General features: G+C 74.8%; 15 protein-coding genes. 13 read left to right on the top strand and 2 right to left on the bottom strand.

The genetic code is table 11. The features are described 5' to 3' along the window. The first annotated feature begins 230 nt into the window (after nucleotides 1-230). The 9 genes from ACWIX3_RS00735 (at nucleotide 231) to ACWIX3_RS00695 (ending at nucleotide 9,650) form a co-directional block, all read left to right on the top strand. A complete protein-coding gene (locus ACWIX3_RS00735) occupies nucleotides 231-1,274 on the top strand; it encodes a hypothetical protein (protein WP_448610196.1) in 1,044 nt (347 codons plus the stop codon). Then, nucleotides 1,271-1,657 (top strand): cobalamin-dependent protein, encoded by a 387-nt coding sequence (locus tag ACWIX3_RS00730; RefSeq protein ID WP_448610195.1) that lies wholly within the window; start codon nucleotides 1,271-1,273, stop codon nucleotides 1,655-1,657. The genes ACWIX3_RS00735 and ACWIX3_RS00730 overlap by 4 nt, the downstream gene beginning before the upstream one ends. Before the next feature lie 188 nt (nucleotides 1,658-1,845). Next, a complete protein-coding gene (sucC, locus tag ACWIX3_RS00725; RefSeq protein ID WP_448610194.1) occupies nucleotides 1,846-3,009 on the top strand; it encodes an ADP-forming succinate--CoA ligase subunit beta in 1,164 nt (387 codons plus the stop codon). 89 nt (nucleotides 3,010-3,098) lie between these two features. Continuing rightward, entirely contained in the window at nucleotides 3,099-3,977 is an 879-nt protein-coding gene (gene sucD, locus ACWIX3_RS00720) for a succinate--CoA ligase subunit alpha (protein ID WP_448610193.1), read from the top strand. Between the two features lie 211 nt (nucleotides 3,978-4,188). Next, nucleotides 4,189-5,367 carry a hypothetical protein gene (locus tag ACWIX3_RS00715; protein ID WP_448610192.1) on the top strand — a complete coding sequence of 393 codons (1,179 nt, stop codon included), beginning with the start codon at nucleotides 4,189-4,191 and terminating at the stop codon, nucleotides 5,365-5,367. Nucleotides 5,368-5,442: 75 nt separating this feature from the next. Continuing rightward, nucleotides 5,443-6,639, top strand: a complete 1,197-nt coding sequence (locus ACWIX3_RS00710) for a cell division protein PerM (protein WP_448610191.1) — start codon at nucleotides 5,443-5,445, stop codon at nucleotides 6,637-6,639. Nucleotides 6,640-6,767: 128 nt separating this feature from the next. After that, nucleotides 6,768-7,385 (top strand): phosphoribosylglycinamide formyltransferase, encoded by a 618-nt coding sequence (gene purN / locus ACWIX3_RS00705; RefSeq protein ID WP_448610190.1) that lies wholly within the window; start codon nucleotides 6,768-6,770, stop codon nucleotides 7,383-7,385. Then, nucleotides 7,382-8,944 (top strand): bifunctional phosphoribosylaminoimidazolecarboxamide formyltransferase/IMP cyclohydrolase, encoded by a 1,563-nt coding sequence (gene purH, locus ACWIX3_RS00700; protein WP_448610189.1) that lies wholly within the window; start codon nucleotides 7,382-7,384, stop codon nucleotides 8,942-8,944. Before purN ends, purH begins: the two co-directional genes overlap by 4 nt. Before the next feature lie 73 nt (nucleotides 8,945-9,017). Further along, entirely contained in the window at nucleotides 9,018-9,650 is a 633-nt protein-coding gene (locus tag ACWIX3_RS00695) for a pentapeptide repeat-containing protein (protein WP_448610188.1), read from the top strand. 114 nt (nucleotides 9,651-9,764) lie between these two features. On the opposite strand, the gene ACWIX3_RS00690 is transcribed toward ACWIX3_RS00695, so the two are convergent. After that, on the bottom strand, nucleotides 9,765-10,403 hold the full coding sequence (locus ACWIX3_RS00690) for a hypothetical protein (RefSeq protein WP_448610187.1): 639 nt from the start codon (nucleotides 10,401-10,403) through the stop codon (nucleotides 9,765-9,767). 98 nt (nucleotides 10,404-10,501) lie between these two features. Between ACWIX3_RS00690 and ACWIX3_RS00685 the strand changes: the two genes are divergently transcribed. From ACWIX3_RS00685 to ACWIX3_RS00670, 4 genes are all read left to right on the top strand, one after another. After that, nucleotides 10,502-11,374, top strand: a complete 873-nt coding sequence (locus ACWIX3_RS00685) for a bifunctional methylenetetrahydrofolate dehydrogenase/methenyltetrahydrofolate cyclohydrolase (protein ID WP_448610186.1) — start codon at nucleotides 10,502-10,504, stop codon at nucleotides 11,372-11,374. Between the two features lie 73 nt (nucleotides 11,375-11,447). After that, on the top strand, nucleotides 11,448-11,747 hold the full coding sequence (locus tag ACWIX3_RS00680; protein WP_448610185.1) for a DUF3017 domain-containing protein: 300 nt from the start codon (nucleotides 11,448-11,450) through the stop codon (nucleotides 11,745-11,747). 55 nt (nucleotides 11,748-11,802) lie between these two features. Continuing rightward, complete coding sequence (gene mdh, locus ACWIX3_RS00675) at nucleotides 11,803-12,756, top strand: malate dehydrogenase (protein WP_448610184.1); 954 nt, start codon at nucleotides 11,803-11,805, stop codon at nucleotides 12,754-12,756. A 38-nt stretch (nucleotides 12,757-12,794) separates the two neighbouring features. After that, nucleotides 12,795-14,009 (top strand): NADP-dependent isocitrate dehydrogenase, encoded by a 1,215-nt coding sequence (locus ACWIX3_RS00670; RefSeq protein WP_448610183.1) that lies wholly within the window; start codon nucleotides 12,795-12,797, stop codon nucleotides 14,007-14,009. Between the two features lie 588 nt (nucleotides 14,010-14,597). Here the strand turns inward: ACWIX3_RS00670 and ACWIX3_RS00665 are convergent. Continuing rightward, nucleotides 14,598-15,542, bottom strand: coding sequence for a CAP domain-containing protein (locus ACWIX3_RS00665; protein ID WP_448610182.1), 945 nt, complete (start codon nucleotides 15,540-15,542; stop codon nucleotides 14,598-14,600). Nucleotides 15,543-15,612 lie beyond the last annotated feature (70 nt).

The following is a 15,612-nucleotide window of genomic DNA, read 5'->3' as shown; positions in this document are numbered from 1 at the left end:
CCGTGGCGCTCCCGGCCCGGCCGCGTCGGTGTGCGACGCTGGATCGGACTCCGGTTCGCTGAGTGGGCGCATCGTTCCTCCCCGTCCGGGACCGCACACCGGGCTCGTCCCGCGGGGACGACGACCTCCCCGTGATGCCCAGTTCACCTGACGGTAAAGCGACCGTGTGGCGGTCGTCACATCGACGCCACGCACCGAGGCCTGTTCGTGACCGAGATGAAGGGGGAACCGTGGTCGCCCGCGATGGCTCCACCCGCGACCGCTCGAGCCGGCCCGAGGGGACGACGGCGCGCCCGTCCGCCCGCCGCGCCGGACCGCGCCGCCCACCCGAGCCGGCCTCTCCCGTGCCGGCCGACGGGCTGGTCGTCGGCGACCCGCCGCCGTCGGCCCGCCTGACCGGGGCGTTGCTCGTCCTCGCCGGCCTGACCGGGGCGGCCGGCCTGTTCCCGACCTACCTCGTCGTCGGCGGCACCGAGGTGTCCCAGTCCGCCGGGGCGCTCAGCCTGCTCGCGGGCCTGCTGCTGCCGCTGACCGGCGCGGCGGTCGGCGGCGGTCTCGTGGCCGGCCGGGTGCCGCGCTTCGGCCTCGCCTTCGCCGGGATCGGCGGTGCGCTGGCGGTGGGTCTGCTGCTGATCGAGCTGTACCGGGCCAGCACCTCCACCATCCGGCCGGGCGTCGAGGTGATCGCCGGTCAGCGGGTGCTCACCAGCTCGGTCGCCGTCGGGCCCGGCTGGGTGCTCGGCGTCCTCGCCCTCGGGCTGACCGTCCTGGCCGGCGTGCTGGGGGTGGCGGCCTGGGGCCGCACCGTCATGGACGACGCCGGCGCCCTGGACCCCGCCCGCCCGGCGCTGGCGGGCGCCGCGGTGCTGCTCGGGGTGGGTGCCGTGCTGTGCCTGGTGCTGCCGGCCGCCGACGTCCCCGACCGCATCGTCACCGACCCGACCACCGGGCTGCAGGTCGTCGTCGAGCAGGAGGGGCCGCAGGGGCTGCTCGAGCGCCCGGGCCTGGCCCTGCTCGGGGGCCTGCTGCTCGCCGGCGCCGTCGTGCTGTGCTCGGTGCTGGCCCCCTCGCTGCGGCCGCGGCTGGCCGCGGTCGGCGGACTGCTCGCCATCGCCGCCGTCGTCCTCGCCGCCGGTCTGGGCGGGCTGCGCGACGCCGTGGTCTCCGACGAGCTGGAGTGGACGCTGCCCGGCGTCGGGCTGCTGCTGGCCGGCGTCGGCTACGTCGTCCTCACGGTGCTGGCCTGGCGGCTGCGCCGGACGCCGGTCCGGTGACCGCGCCCGGCGAGGAGCGCATCCGCGTCGTGGTGGCCACCCCGGGCGACGACGGCGGGGACCGCGCCACCGTGGCCGTCGCCCGCGGCCTGCGCGACGCCGGGATGGAGGTGGTGTACGCGGGGCGCCGCCAGACCGCCGAGCAGCTCGCCGACACCGTCGTCCAGGAGGACGCCGACGCCGTCGGTCTGCCGGCGCTCACCGCCGACGCGCCGGCTCTGCTCGCCCGGCTGACCGCGCTGCTCGCCGGCCGCGGCGCCGACGACGTCGTGGTCTTCGGCTGCGGCGCGGACGCCGACGTGCCCGGCCTCGCCCGGCTCTTCCCGCCCGGCAGCCCGCCGGGGGAGATCGCCGGCTGGCTGCGGAGACAGCTCAGGGGGTGACCGCCCCGGGAGCGGCCGCCGTCGTCACCCCCGCCGTGAGCAGGGCGGTCGTCGGGAGGGGCGGCCGATCGGCGCACGGTCGCGGCTCCTCGTCGTCGAGGGAGCCCGGTGGCCGGCGTCCTGTGATGCCCCCGCCCTCCCAACGCCGGTGCGCGGCTCCGCTTCCGCGGGGGATACGGTGCCTGTTCGTGGATCTCTTCGAGTACCAGGCCCGTGACCTGTTGGCCTCGCACGGTGTCCCCGTGCTCCCCGGCGGCGTAGCCGAGACCCCCGAGCAGGCGGAGGCGATCGCACGGGAGATTGCCGCTCCCGTCGTCGTCAAGGCGCAGGTGAAGACCGGCGGCCGCGGCAAGGCCGGCGGCGTCAAGCTCGCCGACGACGCGGAGGAGGCCCGGGCGCGCGCCCAGGACATCCTCGGCCTGGACATCAAGGGCCACATCACCCACCGCGTGATGGTCGCCCAGGCCAGTGACATCGCCGAGGAGTACTACTTCTCCTACCTGCTCGACCGCGCCAACCGCACCTTCCTGGCCATGGCCAGCGTCGAGGGCGGCATGGAGATCGAGCAGCTCGCCGTCGAGCGCCCGGAGGCACTGGCCCGCATCCCCGTCGACGCGACGACCGGCGTCGACACCGCCAAGGCCACCGAGATCGTCGACGCCGCCGGCTTCCCCGCCGAGGTGCGCGACCAGGTGATCGCCATCGCCGTCCAGCTGTGGGAGGTCTTCGCCCAGGAGGACGCCTCCCTGGTCGAGGTCAACCCGCTGGCCAAGGCGCCCGACGGCACCGTGCTCGCGCTCGACGCGAAGGTGACCCTCGACGAGAACGCCCGCTTCCGGCACCCGCAGCACGAGGAGCTCGAGGACTCCGCCTCGGCCGACCCGCTGGAGGCGGCGGCCAAGGAGAAGGACCTCAACTACGTCAAGCTCGAGGGCCAGGTCGGCATCATCGGCAACGGCGCCGGGCTGGTCATGAGCACGCTGGACGTCGTCGCCTACGCCGGTGAGGAGTTCGGCGGCGTGAAGCCGGCCAACTTCCTCGACATCGGTGGTGGCGCCTCGGCCGAGGTCATGGCCAACGGCCTGCACATCATCCTGTCCGACCCCGCCGTGAAGAGCGTCTTCGTCAACGTCTTCGGCGGGATCACCGCCTGCGACGCGGTCGCCAACGGCATCGTGCACGCGCTGCAGCTGCTCGGCGACGAGGCGACCAAGCCGCTGGTCGTCCGGCTCGACGGCAACAACGTCGAGGAGGGCCGGCGGATCCTCGCCGAGGCCAACCACCCGCTGGTGACCCTGGTGGACACGATGGACGGCGCCGCCCGCCGGGCCGCCGAGCTCGCCGCCGCCTAGAAGGACCCCCTTCCTCCCCACCACTCGCAGGCTCGCGGCGGGCCCCTGGAAGGGGGCCGCTCCGTCCTCCTCCGAACAGGACCAGAGAGATGTCGATCTTCCTCAACGAGAACAGCAAGGTCATCGTCCAGGGCATGACCGGCTCCGAGGGGCGCAAGCACACCCAGCGCATGCTGGCCTCGGGGACGGCGATCGTCGGGAGCGTGAACCCGAAGAAGGCCGGCCAGAGCGTCGACTTCGACGGCGCCAGCGTCCCGGTCTTCGGCGGCGTCTCCGAGGCGATGAAGGAGACCGGCGCCGACGTCACCGTCATCTTCGTCCCGCCGGCCGGCGCGAAGAACGCCGTCATCGAGGCCGTCGACGCCCAGATCGGGCTCGCCGTCGTCATCACCGAGGGCATCCCGGTGCACGACTCGACCTACTTCTGGGCCCACGCCCAGGGCGGCTCCACCCGCATCATCGGCCCGAACTGCCCGGGTCTGATCAGCCCGGAGCGCTCCAACGCCGGCATCATCCCGGCCAACATCACCAAGCAGGGCAAGATCGGGCTGGTCAGCAAGTCCGGCACGCTGACCTACCAGATGATGTACGAGCTCCGCGACATCGGTTTCTCCACCTGCGTCGGCATCGGCGGCGACCCGGTCATCGGCACCACGCACATCGACTGCCTGCAGGCCTTCCAGGACGACCCGGAGACCGAGGCCATCGTGATGATCGGCGAGATCGGTGGCGACGCCGAGGAGCGGGCCGCGGACTTCGTCAAGGCCAACGTCACCAAGCCCGTCGTCGGGTACGTCGCCGGCTTCACCGCGCCCGAGGGCAAGACGATGGGCCACGCCGGCGCGATCGTCTCGGGCTCGGCCGGCACCGCGCAGGCCAAGAAGGAGGCCCTCGAGGCCGCCGGCGTGCGCGTGGGCAAGACCCCGTCGGAGACCGCCCGCCTGATGCGCGAGATCGTCGGCACCTGAGAGAGGACCCCGTCCTCCCGCCCTTCGCACGCTCGGGGCGGGGCCCGGGACGGACCGGCTGCCCGGTGGCCCGTGGGGGTCGCCGGGCAGCGGCGTCCGTGCGTCGCGCCGGCATCCGGACGGGGGATGATGGGCGCGCCGCGGTTGCACGTGGTGCGGGCGGTGTCCACGATCCGCGCAGTCACCAGGCCACGACCGAGGAGCGCCCGCGATGACCAGTCAGCCGCCGCAGCCGCCGGGCGGGCACGGGCGTCAGCCGGGTGAGGGCGAGAGCCGTCCGGACGGCGGGCGCAGCACGCCGGAGCAGGCACCACCCGGGTACGCGCAGCAGCCGCCGTCCCAAGGGTATGCGCAGGAACAGCCGCCGTACGGACAGCCGGCATACGGGCAGCCGCCGTACGGACAGTCGGACCACGGGCAGCCCGGCTACGGCGCGGCCCACGGCCGGCCGGGCTACGAGCAGCAGGCCCCCGGTCAACCGTGGTACGGACAGTCGCCCTACGGACAGCAGCCCGGCTACGGCGCGCCCTACGGTCAGTCCGGCTACGGCGTGCCCTACGGGCAGCCCGGCTACGGCCCGCAGTACCCGCAGCCCCACGGCCAGCCGCCGTACGGGCAGACCCCGTGGGGCCAGCCGGGCCCGGCGTCGTACGGCCAGCAACCGCCCTGGGGGCAGCCGTACGGGCAGCAGCCGGCTCCGTGGGCGCCGCCGGCCGGCAGCCGCCCGCAGGTCGGCCTGGACCGCAAGCGCCTGGACCGAGGCGACTGGGTCGTGGCCCTGTGCGCCGCGGCGTTCCTCCTCTTCGCTGCGCTGCCGTGGTTCACCTTCGACTTCGGTTTCGGCTTCGCCGAGTCCATCAACGGCTTCGACTTCGCGCTGGTCACCACCGCGGCCGTGCTGCTCGTCCTCGCCGCGGTGTGGTCGCTGCTGCCGGTGGTCGTGGACCTCGGCCTGCCGTTCCCGCGCGGCTTCGTCACCGTGGGCCTGACCTCGCTGGCCCTCCTGCTGACCCTCGCCGAGTGGCTGAGCACCTTCGAGGGCGGCTTCAGCCTCTTCGCGCTGCTGACCGTCCTCACGGTGGCCGCGGCCGTCGTCGCCGCCGTCCTCCCCCTGCTGCGCCAGCCACGCAGCAGGGCCGGTGCCGCCCCCGTCGGCGCGGGCCGGCCCGAGCAGCAGCCCGGGCAGCCGTGGCAGCAGCCCGGGCAGCCGTGGCAGCCGACCGGGCAGCAGCCCGCGTCCGGGCAGCCGCCGTACGCCGCCGGGCAGCCGCCGTCCGCGCCGGAGCAGTCCCGGCCGGCCGGCTCGGCGCCGCCGTCCGAGGGCGATCGGGCCCCCGGCCGGCTGGGCGGCTCGACGGCCTCGGGCGCCGGGTCCGACCCGTCCGCGTAGCCACCCGCGGCGTTCCTCGGCTCCGCCGGGCGCGTGGTCCCGCGATCCTGGCGCGGCCTTGGGACAGTGGGGGGCGTGGTCTCCCTGCTCGCCCGACTGAGCCTGCCCGGGCAGCGGGACCCGGGCGCCCACCTGTCGGGGCACGCCCTCGTCCTCGCCGCCGTGGCGACCGCCGCGGTCACGGTGCTCGGCCTGCTCGGCCTGGGCCTCGCGTCGGTCGTGGTGCAGACGCTCGACCCGGCCGGTGGGATGCCGGTCGCCGGATCGGCGCGCCTGGCCGGCCGGCTGTGGCTGCTCGCCCAGGGCGGCGGCCTGGAAGTCGGGTCCGGCCCGCTGGTGCTGGCGCCGCTGCTGCTCACCCTGGCCGTCGCCTGGGGCCTCTCCAGCGCCGGCCGCGGCGTCGTCCGCGCCTGCGACCTCCCCGGCGGGCGCTCGCTGGCCGGCGTCGTGGCTGCGGCGGTCGCGACGCACGCGCTGCTCGCCGTGCTCGTCGGGCTGGTCGTCACCACCCCGGGCGCGCAGGTGGACCTGCTCCGGTCCGCGATCGGCAGCGCGGTGCTCGCCCTCCTCGCCGTCGGCTGGGGGACCGCCCGTGACTCCGGCCTGCTCGACGACCTCGTCGACTCCGCGCCCGGACCGGTGCGGCCACTGCTGCGCGCGGCAGCGGCCGGCCTGCTGACCGCCGTCGCCCTCGCCCTGCTGGTGGTCGCGGTGGCGCTGGCCGCGGACACCGGGGGCTATGCGGCGCTGTCGCGGTCCCTCGGCGGGGCCGGCGCCGGCGCGATCGGGCTCCTGGCGCTCGGCGTCCTGCTGCTGCCCAACGCCGCCGCAGCCGCGATCGGCGTGGCCGCCGGCCCGGGCTTCGCCGTCGGCAGCGGCACCCTCGTCTCCGTGCACGGCGTGACGCTCGGGGCCGTGCCGGCGCTGCCCCTGCTGGCCGCGCTGCCCGACACCCAGGCGGTTCCGCTGCTGGCCTTCGCCTCGCAGGTGGTCCCTGCGCTCGCCGGCCTGGTCGCAGGCGCGACGCTCGGCCGGCGGCTGGGCGACGAGGACGGCGGCTCGGTCGTGGCCGGGTTGTGGGGCGTGCTGTCGGGTGTCCTGCTCGGCCTGGCGTGCGGCCTGCTCGCCTGGGTCGCCGGCGGCTCGCTCGGCGACAGCGCGCTGGCCGACGTCGGGGCGCCGCCGGTGGCGACCGGGCTGGCGGTGGCCCTGCAGGCGGGGGTGGCCGCCGCGGCCGCAGCCGCGGTCACCCGCTGGCGCTCGCTGGGCTGAGGGAGTCCCCTGCGCCTTGCACGGTCCCGCCGCGGTCCCGTCCCGAGGCTCGCCCCGAGCCTGCGAGGGGTGGGGAGGACGGGGTCCTTCTCCGGTGGGGGGCAAGGGGGTCCTTTAGGGTCGCTGCCGTGCCCGCTCCCGAGAACTCCACGCGGGCGCGGGTCGTCGTCCTGCTGTCGGGGACCGGGTCGCTGTGCCAGGCGCTGCTGACCGCCGCGGAGGACCCGGGCTACCCGGCCACCGTGATCGCCGTCGGCAGCGACCGGGACGCCCCGGGGCTCGAGCACGCCCGGCGCCGCGGCATCCCCACCTTCACCTGCGCGCTGCGCGACCACCCCGACCGCGCCGCCTGGGATCGCGCGCTGGCCGCCGCCATCGGCGCGCACCGGCCCGACCTGGTGGTCTCGGCGGGGTTCATGAAGCTCGTCGGCCCGGCCGTACTGGACCGCTTCGGCGGCCGGCTGCTCAACACCCACCCCGCGCTGCTGCCGACCTTCCCCGGCGCGCACGCCGTCCGCGACGCGCTCGCCGCCGGGGTCGACGTCACCGGCAGCACGGTGCACTGGGTGGACGCCGGCGTGGACACCGGGCCGGTGATCGCCCAGCGGGAGGTGCCCGTCCTCCCCGGGGACGACGAGGCGCGGCTGCACGAACGGATCAAGGACGTGGAGCGCGAGCTCCTGGTGGAGACGGTGGCGCGCGTGGTCACCGGCCTCGGCACCGAGACCACGGAGGACCCCCGATGAGCGACCGCAGCCCGATCCGCATCCCTGTTCGCAGGGCCCTGCTCGGCGTCTACGACAAGACCGGCATCGAGGAGCTGGCCCGCGGCCTGGCCGACGCCGGCGTCGAGCTGGTGAGCACCGGCGCGACCGCCCGCCGCATCGCCGAGGCCGGGGTGCCGGTGACCCCGGTCGAGCAGGTCACCGGCTTCCCCGAGTGCCTCGACGGGCGGGTGAAGACGCTGCACCCCGCGGTGCACGCCGGCATCCTGGCCGACCGCCGCAAGCCCGAACACGTGCAGCAGCTCGAGGACCTCGGCGTCGCGCCGTTCGACCTCGTCGTCGTCAACCTCTACCCGTTCACCGAGACGGTGGCCTCGGGCGCGACGCCGGACGAGTGCGTCGAGCAGATCGACATCGGCGGCCCGGCCATGGTGCGCGCCTCCGCCAAGAACCACCCCTCGGTGGCCGTCGTGGTGGACCCGGCCCGCTACGGCGACGTCCTGGCCGCGGTCTCCGCCGGGGGCTTCACGCTCGCCGAGCGGCAGCGGCTCGCCGTCGCCGCTTTCCGGCACACGGCCACGTACGACATCGCCGTGGCCTCGTGGATGGGCAGCGTCCTGGCGCCGGAGCAGGACACCGTCTTCCCCGCGTGGGTGGCGGCGAGCTGGGAGCGTGCCGACGTGCTGCGCTACGGCGAGAACCCGCACCAGCAGGCGGCGCTCTACCGCAGCGGCCGCCAGGGGCTGGCGCACGCCGAGCAGCTGCACGGCAAGCAGATGTCCTACAACAACTACGTCGACACCGACGCCGCCTGGCGGGCCGCGCACGACCACACCGACCCCTGCGTGGCGATCATCAAGCACGCGAACCCCTGCGGCATCGCCGTCGGCACCGACATCGCCGCGGCCCACCGCAAGGCGCACGCCTGCGACCCGGTCTCGGCGTTCGGCGGCGTCATCGCGGCCAACCGCGAGGTCGACCTGACCATGGCCGAGCAGGTGGCCGAGGTGTTCACCGAGGTCGTCGTCGCGCCGTCCTTCACCGCGGACGCACTGCAGGTGCTCACGTCGAAGAAGAACATCCGGCTGCTGCGGCTGGGGGAGGCGACCCGGGGAGCGACCGAGCTGCGCCCGGTCAGCGGCGGGGTGCTGGTCCAGAGCGTCGACCGCATCGACGCCCCCGGCGACGACCCCACCACCTGGACCCTGGCCACGGGCGAGCCGCTGGACGCCGCGGGCCTCGACGACCTGGTCTTCGCCTGGCGCTCGGTCCGCGCGGTGAAGAGCAACGCCATCCTGCTGGCCCACGACAAGGCCACCGTCGGCGTCGGCATGGGCCAGGTGAACCGGGTGGACTCCGCGCGGCTCGCCGTCACGCGGGCGGGGGAGCGGGCCGCCGGGTCCGTCGCCGCCTCCGACGCGTTCTTCCCCTTCGCCGACGGCCTGCAGGTGCTGCTCGACGCGGGGGTGCGGGCGGTCGTGCAGCCGGGTGGATCGGTGCGCGACGGGGAGGTCGTCGGGGCTGCCGCCGCCGCCGGCATCCCGGTCTACCTGACCGGGACCCGCCACTTCGCCCACTGAAGGAGGACCCCGCTGCCCCCACCTCTCGCACGCTCGCAGCAGGGCCTGGCAGCGGGGCCAATACCCTGCACCGATGCGCAACACCCGTGGGCACGTGCGGCCGCCGGAGGCCGGCGCCGTCGTCGAGGACCAGGACCTCGCGCGGGTCGACTGGTGGGGCTCCGAGCTCGACGGCGTCACCTTCACCCGCTGCCGGTTCGAGGACGCCGGGCTGGAGGAGCTGGTCACCCGGCGGTGCGTCTTCGACTCCTGCGTCCTCACCGGGGTGCGGATGGGCGGGGCCAAGCACCTGGGGACGGCGTTCCTCTCCTGCCGCTTCGACCGGGCGCGGCTGTTCGACGTCACCTGGGACGGCTGCAAGCTCACCGGCTCCCAGTTCCCGGGCGCGCAGCTGCGGCCGATGACCACGACCGACAGCGACTGGAGCTGGACGTCCCTGCGCGGCGCCGACCTCTCCGGGCTGGTGCTCGCCGGTCAGCGGTTCCGGGAGGCCGACCTGACCGGCGCCGACCTGCGCGAGTGCGACCTCACCGGTGCCGACCTGGACCGGGCGCGGCTGCAGGGCGCGAAGCTGCGCGGGGCCGACCTGCGCGGCGCCTCGACCGACGCGGTCGACTGGCGGGCGTTCGAGCTGACCGGCCTCCGGCTCGACCTGGGGCAGTCGGTCCAGGTCGCCCGCGCGCACGGCGCCCTCGTGGTGGATTGAGGGTCCTGGCGGAGTCCTTCCACCGACCGGACACGCGCAGCGGCTCAGCGGCGGCCGGGGACAGCACCTGGTCGCGGTGCGGTCCGCGGGGACCGCAGTGCCACAGCGTCCCCGTCACCTCCAGCGCGGGGAGGTGAACAGGGCCTTCAGCGCGCCGAGAAGGCCGAGCGCAGGGACGGCGACGGCGAACCAGAAGCCGGTGCCGATCGTGTCGGGGTCCCAGCCGACCGCGGCCAGCGGCACCAGGACACCCGCCCCGGCCACCAGGCTGACCAGCAGCGCCAGCAGCCCGATGAAGCGGTGCGCGCGGGCCGGGAGAACGGCGAGCAGGCCCAGCACGAAGAGCACCGCGCCGCCCAGGACGACGGCCATCGGCTGCCAGAACCCGCTGTCGAACAGCGCCCGGGCGCCGCCGCCGACGAGGTCGTCGAACCCGCGGCGGACAAGGTCCCAGCCGGTCAGCTCGCTCCCCGGCAGCCAGCGCAGCAGCAGGCTGACGCCCGCGGCGATGCCGGCGAGGAGCAGCAGCAGGCTGGCCAGGCCGTCGGCGCGCCGCACCCGCACCGGTGTCGTCGAGTACTCGGGAGCCGGCCGCGGGGCGTACCCGGGCGGGAGCGGCGGAGGGCCGGGGGCGTAGCCGGGGCCGCCGTTCGCCACCGGGGTGGCCACGGGCTGCATGCCGGGGATCGTCTGTTCCCGCCAGGCGTCGGTGCCCCGCGTCCCGGCGGCCGGGAACTGCTCGCGCTCGCTCATCTGCACTCCTCGCGCACTCGCGGGCGGGGAGGCGCCCGCACCCCCGAGCCTAGGGCGGGGTGGCTCGCGACGGACCCCTCTCCGGCAGACTGTCGGCCGTGCAGGCGACGACTCTCGACGGCAAGGCCACCGCAGCAGCCATCCGCGCGGAGCTGACCGAGCGGGTCACCGCCCTCACCGCAGCCGGCCACCGCCCCGGCCTGGGCACCGTGCTGGTCGGCGACGACCCCGGCAGCCGCTGGTACGTCAACGCCAAGCACAAGGACTGCGCCCAGGTCGGCATCGCGAGCATCCAGCGCGAGCTGCCCGCGACCGCGACCCAGGCCGACGTGCTCGCCGTCGTCGACGAGCTCAACGCCGACCCGGACTGCACCGGCTACATCGTCCAGCTGCCGCTGCCGCGGGGCATCGAGGAGAGCGCCGTCCTCGAGCGGATGGACCCGGCCAAGGACGCCGACGGCCTGCACCCGGTCAACCTCGGCCGGCTGGTGCTCAACGTCCCCGGCCCGCTGCCGTGCACGCCCGTCGGCATCGTCGAGCTGCTGCGCCGCCACGACGTCGCGATCGCCGGCGCCGAGGTCGTCGTCGTCGGCCGGGGCATCACCGTCGGCCGGCCGCTGGGCCTGCTGCTCACCCGTCGCTCCGAGAACGCCACCGTGACCCTGTGCCACACCGGCACCCGCGACCTGGCCGCGCACCTGCGCCGCGCCGACATCGTGGTCGCCGCCGCCGGCGTCCCGGGCCTGGTCACCCGCGACCTCGTCAAGCCCGGTGCCGCCGTCCTCGACGTGGGCGTCAGCCGGGTCGACGGGAAGATCGCCGGGGACGTCGCCCCCGACGTCGTCGAGGTCGCCGGCTTCGTCGCCCCGAACCCCGGCGGGGTGGGGCCGATGACCCGGGCCATGCTGCTGCAGAACGTCGTCCTGGCCGCCGAGCAGGCCGCCGCCGCGGACGTCCTGTCGGCATCGTGACCGAGCTCGCGAGGTCAGGCAGGGACGGGGCGACGCCCGGCACGCGGACGACGAGCGCCGGCGAGGAGCCCGTGTGACACGCCCGCCGCTCCACACCCGCCGGCCCTTCCTGGCCGGGCTGCTGCGGCAGCTGCCGCTGCTGGTCGTGCTGCTCGCGGTGGGCGTCGGCCTGCTCATGGTCACCTTCGAGCACTGGCGGCGGGGGCTGGTCGTCGTCGGGCTCGCCCTCGTCGGCGCCGGGCTGCTGCGGTTGCTGCTCCCGCTGCGCCGGCTGGGCTTCCTGGCCGTCCGCAGCCGCCCGGTGGACGTCGTCCTGCTGGTGGGGGTGGGGGTCACGCTGACCGCGTTCGCGCTGGCGATCCCGGGCGGCTGAGATGGCGGATCACCCGATCAGGCGCGGGGACCCGCCCAGCGATAGGTTGGCCGCCATGGCAGAGCAGCCCAGGAACGGCAAGGTGACCGTCGTCGGTGCCGGGTTCTACGGCTCGACCACCGCCCTCCGTCTCGCGGAGTACGACGTGTTCGAGACCGTCGTGCTCACCGACATCGTCGAGGGCAAGCCCGAGGGCCTGGCCCTCGACATGAACCAGTCCCGGCCCATCGAGGGATTCGAGACCAAGGTCGTCGGTGTCGGCGGCGGGTCCTACGAGGGCACCGAGGGCTCCGACGTCGTCGTGATCACCGCGGGCCTGCCGCGCAAACCCGGCATGAGCCGGATGGACCTGATCGAGACCAACGCGAAGATCGTCCGCCAGGTCGCCGAGAACATCGCGCGGACCTCGCCGGACGCCGTCGTCATCGTGGTCTCCAACCCCCTGGACGAGATGACCGCGCTCGCCCAGCTGGCCACCGCTTTCCCCAAGAACCGGGTGATGGGCCAGGCCGGCATGCTCGACACCGCCCGGTTCAGCCACTTCGTCGCCGAGGAGCTCGGCGTGCCGGTCGCCTCGGTGCGCACCCTGACCCTCGGCTCGCACGGCGACACCATGGTGCCGGTGCCCTCGCGGTGCACCGTGGACGGCAAGCCGCTGGCCGACGTCCTGCCCGCCGACCGGATCGAGCAGCTGGTGGACCGGACCCGCAACGGCGGAGCCGAGGTCGTGGCGCTGCTCAAGACCGGCTCGGCGTACTACGCGCCGTCCGCGGCTGCCGCCCGCATGGCCCGCGCGGTCATCGAGGACTCCGGCGCCGTCATGCCCGTCTGCGCCTGGGTCGAGGGCCAGTACGGCATCTCCGACGTCTATCTCGGCGTGGAGGCCGAGCTCGGGCGCGAGGGCGTGCGCCGGGTGGTCGAGGGCGACCTGACCGAGAACGAACTGGCCGGGCTGCGCGAGGCGGCCGAGGCCGTGCGCGCCAAGCAGGCCGACGTAGCCGACCTCTGAGCCGAACCGGCTCGGAGCATGTAGAGAGGGACCCGCACGTGGCGAAGATCAAGGTCGAGGGCACCGTCGTCGAGCTCGACGGCGACGAGATGACCCGGATCATCTGGCAGTTCATCAAGGACCAGCTGATCCTCCCGTACCTCGACGTCAACCTCGAGTACTACGACCTGGGCATCGAGAAGCGCGACGAGACCGACGACCAGATCACCGTCGACGCCGCCAACGCGATCAAGAAGCACGGCGTCGGCGTCAAGTGCGCGACGATCACCCCCGACGAGGCCCGCGTCGAGGAATTCGGGCTCAAGAAGATGTGGCGGTCCCCGAACGGGACGATCCGCAACATCCTCGGCGGCGTCATCTTCCGCGAGCCGATCATCATGCAGAACGTGCCGCGGCTGGTGCCGGGCTGGACCAAGCCGATCGTCGTCGGCCGTCACGCCTTCGGTGACCAGTACCGGGCCACCGACTTCAGGTTCCCGGGCGAGGGGACGCTGACGATCACCTTCCAGCCCAAGGACGGCGGCGAGCCGATCCAGCACGAGGTGTTCCAGTCGCCCGGCGGCGGTGTCGCGATGGCGATGTACAACCTCGACGAGTCGATCCGCGACTTCGCGCGGGCCTCGATGAACTACGGCCTCCAGCGCGGCTACCCGGTCTACCTCTCGACCAAGAACACGATCCTCAAGGCTTACGACGGCCGCTTCAAGGACCTGTTCGCCGAGGTCTTCGAGTCCGAGTTCAAGGACCAGTTCGAGCAGGCCGGGATCACCTACGAGCACCGGCTCATCGACGACATGGTGGCGGCGTCCCTCAAGTGGGAGGGCGGCTACGTCTGGGCCTGCAAAAACTACGACGGTGACGTCCAGTCCGACACCGTGGCGCAGGGCTTCGGCTCGCTGGGGCTCATGACCTCGGTGCTGATGAGCCCCGACGGCCGCACCGTCGAGGCCGAGGCCGCGCACGGCACGGTCACCCGTCACTTCCGGCAGCACCAGCAGGGCAAGGAGACGTCGACCAACCCGATCGCGTCGATCTTCGCCTGGACCCGGGGCCTGGCCCACCGCGGCAAGCTCGACGGCACCCCCGAGGTGACCCGGTTCGCCGAGACCCTGGAGAAGGTCTGCATCGACACCGTCGAGAGCGGCCAGATGACCAAGGACCTCGCGCTGCTGATCTCCAAGGACCAGCCGTGGCTGACCACCCAGGACTTCCTGGCGGCCATCGACAGCAACCTGCAGAAGGCCATGGGCTGACCCCTCGGCTCTGACGGCGGCCCCCTCACCTCGCGGTGAGGGGGCCGCCGTGCGTTCGCGGGCGACCCCGGTGGGCGACCCGGGCGGGCGACTGATCGCAGGAGCGCCCTGGGATGGCGTCGCGGCAGCACGTTCCCCGGAGTTGCACGGCCTGTGGACGGCGGCAGCGCGGGTTCGCCGAGCACGGCAGGCTCCCCGAGTGCCTCCGGCCCGCCGTCCTGCCGCCCTCCGCGGCCGCGTCTTCCGCAGGGGGACGTCGTCGCGCCGGGCCTGCTCACCCCAGTCGAGCTCCGAAGCGCCGGTGGAGGTGTCGGTGCCCGCAGACGTCCGCTCCGGCCCCGTTGCCGGTCTCCGCGTCCGTCGGGTGGGCCTTCCCGTCTCCGACGTCACCGAGGTGCGTGGTCACTCGTGCACCACGCCCGTCCGGACGCCGCTCGACATCGCGCGCACCGAGCCGCTGCTGGAGGGCGTCGTGGCACTGGACGTGCTGCTCGCCGGGCGAGTGGTCGACCACGCGCGGCTGCGTACGGCGGCCGCCGCGCAGCCGACCCCTAGTGGCTGCTTCCCCGGAGTCGCCCGGGCGACGGGTCAGGCGCCGAAGAGCTGGGTCCACCAGGGGCCGCCGGTGCCCTCGGCGACGCCCACGCCGAGCTTCGTCAGCCCGCAGTCGAGGATGTTGGCGCGGTGGCCCGGGCTCTCCAGCCAGGCCTCCATGACCGCGTCCGCGTCGGCCTGGCCGAAGGCGATGTTCTCCGCCCGGGAGTAGTCGATGCCGGCCTGCTCGGCCCGGTCGAAGGGGGAGAGACCCTCCGGGCTCGTGTGCGAGAAGTAGTCGCGGTCGCGCATGTCCGCGCTGTGCGCCCGCGCCACCGCGGCCAGCGCCGGGTCGGCGGTCACGGCACCGCAGCCGGCACCGCGGCGCGCCTCGTTGACCAGTGCGAGCACCGCGGTCTCCGCGCCGGGGTCGGCCGGGGCGGCGGCCCGCGCCACCGGCACCGGTGCGGCCTCCGCCGTGGTGGCGGGCGCCTCGGCCCCGGACTCGTCAGCGGCCTCGGCCTCGGCCTTGGACTCGGCCTCGGACGCGGGCCCGGACGTGGCAGCGGCGGCCGGCTCCTCGACGGGAGCGGTCCCGGCCGGCTCGTCCGCGGACCCGTCAGCCGAGCCGGCGGGCGCCGTCGGGACCACCGGCGACAGCACCTCCGCCGCCGACGGAGCGGGGAACGCGTCGGCGGTCTCCGGCGCCGGCACGTCCCCGGTCGGCACGGCCGGCGCGTCGGCCGATCCGCCGGAGGACGACGACCCACCCGGACCCGCCGCCTCCGGACCGCTGGCCGCCGGGGTCGCGGTCGACTCGAGCGCCACCGGGTCGGTGAAGCTGGTGACGGCGCCGGACACCATCGGCGCCCCGACCGTCACGGTGGCGACGGCGCCGACCACGAACAGCAGGGGCAGCAGGCGCGCGAGCCGGAGCAGACGAGCCCACCGGGAGAGCGCTGCGGCGATGCGGTACGAGAGCGGCGGACCCGCCGGCATGTGGTGCACGAGGGTGCCTCACCAGGTGCTAGATCACGAATCGTTACTCTGGCAAGAGTAGACGTACGCG

This window comes from Geodermatophilus sp. URMC 60 (assembly GCF_053502585.1).
This window is presented reverse-complemented; position numbering and strand designations above follow the sequence as displayed.

Coding starts and splice junctions, on each gene's coding strand:
- sucD (WP_448610193.1), top strand. CDS start 3,099: ATGTCGATCTTCCTCAACGAGAACAGCAAGGTCATCGTCCAGGGCATG.
- ACWIX3_RS00715 (WP_448610192.1), top strand. CDS start 4,189: ATGACCAGTCAGCCGCCGCAGCCGCCGGGCGGGCACGGGCGTCAGCCG.
- purH (WP_448610189.1), top strand. CDS start 7,382: ATGAGCGACCGCAGCCCGATCCGCATCCCTGTTCGCAGGGCCCTGCTC.
- ACWIX3_RS00695 (WP_448610188.1), top strand. CDS start 9,018: ATGCGCAACACCCGTGGGCACGTGCGGCCGCCGGAGGCCGGCGCCGTC.
- ACWIX3_RS00690 (WP_448610187.1), bottom strand. CDS start 10,403: ATGAGCGAGCGCGAGCAGTTCCCGGCCGCCGGGACGCGGGGCACCGAC.
- mdh (WP_448610184.1), top strand. CDS start 11,803: ATGGCAGAGCAGCCCAGGAACGGCAAGGTGACCGTCGTCGGTGCCGGG.
- ACWIX3_RS00665 (WP_448610182.1), bottom strand. CDS start 15,542: ATGCCGGCGGGTCCGCCGCTCTCGTACCGCATCGCCGCAGCGCTCTCC.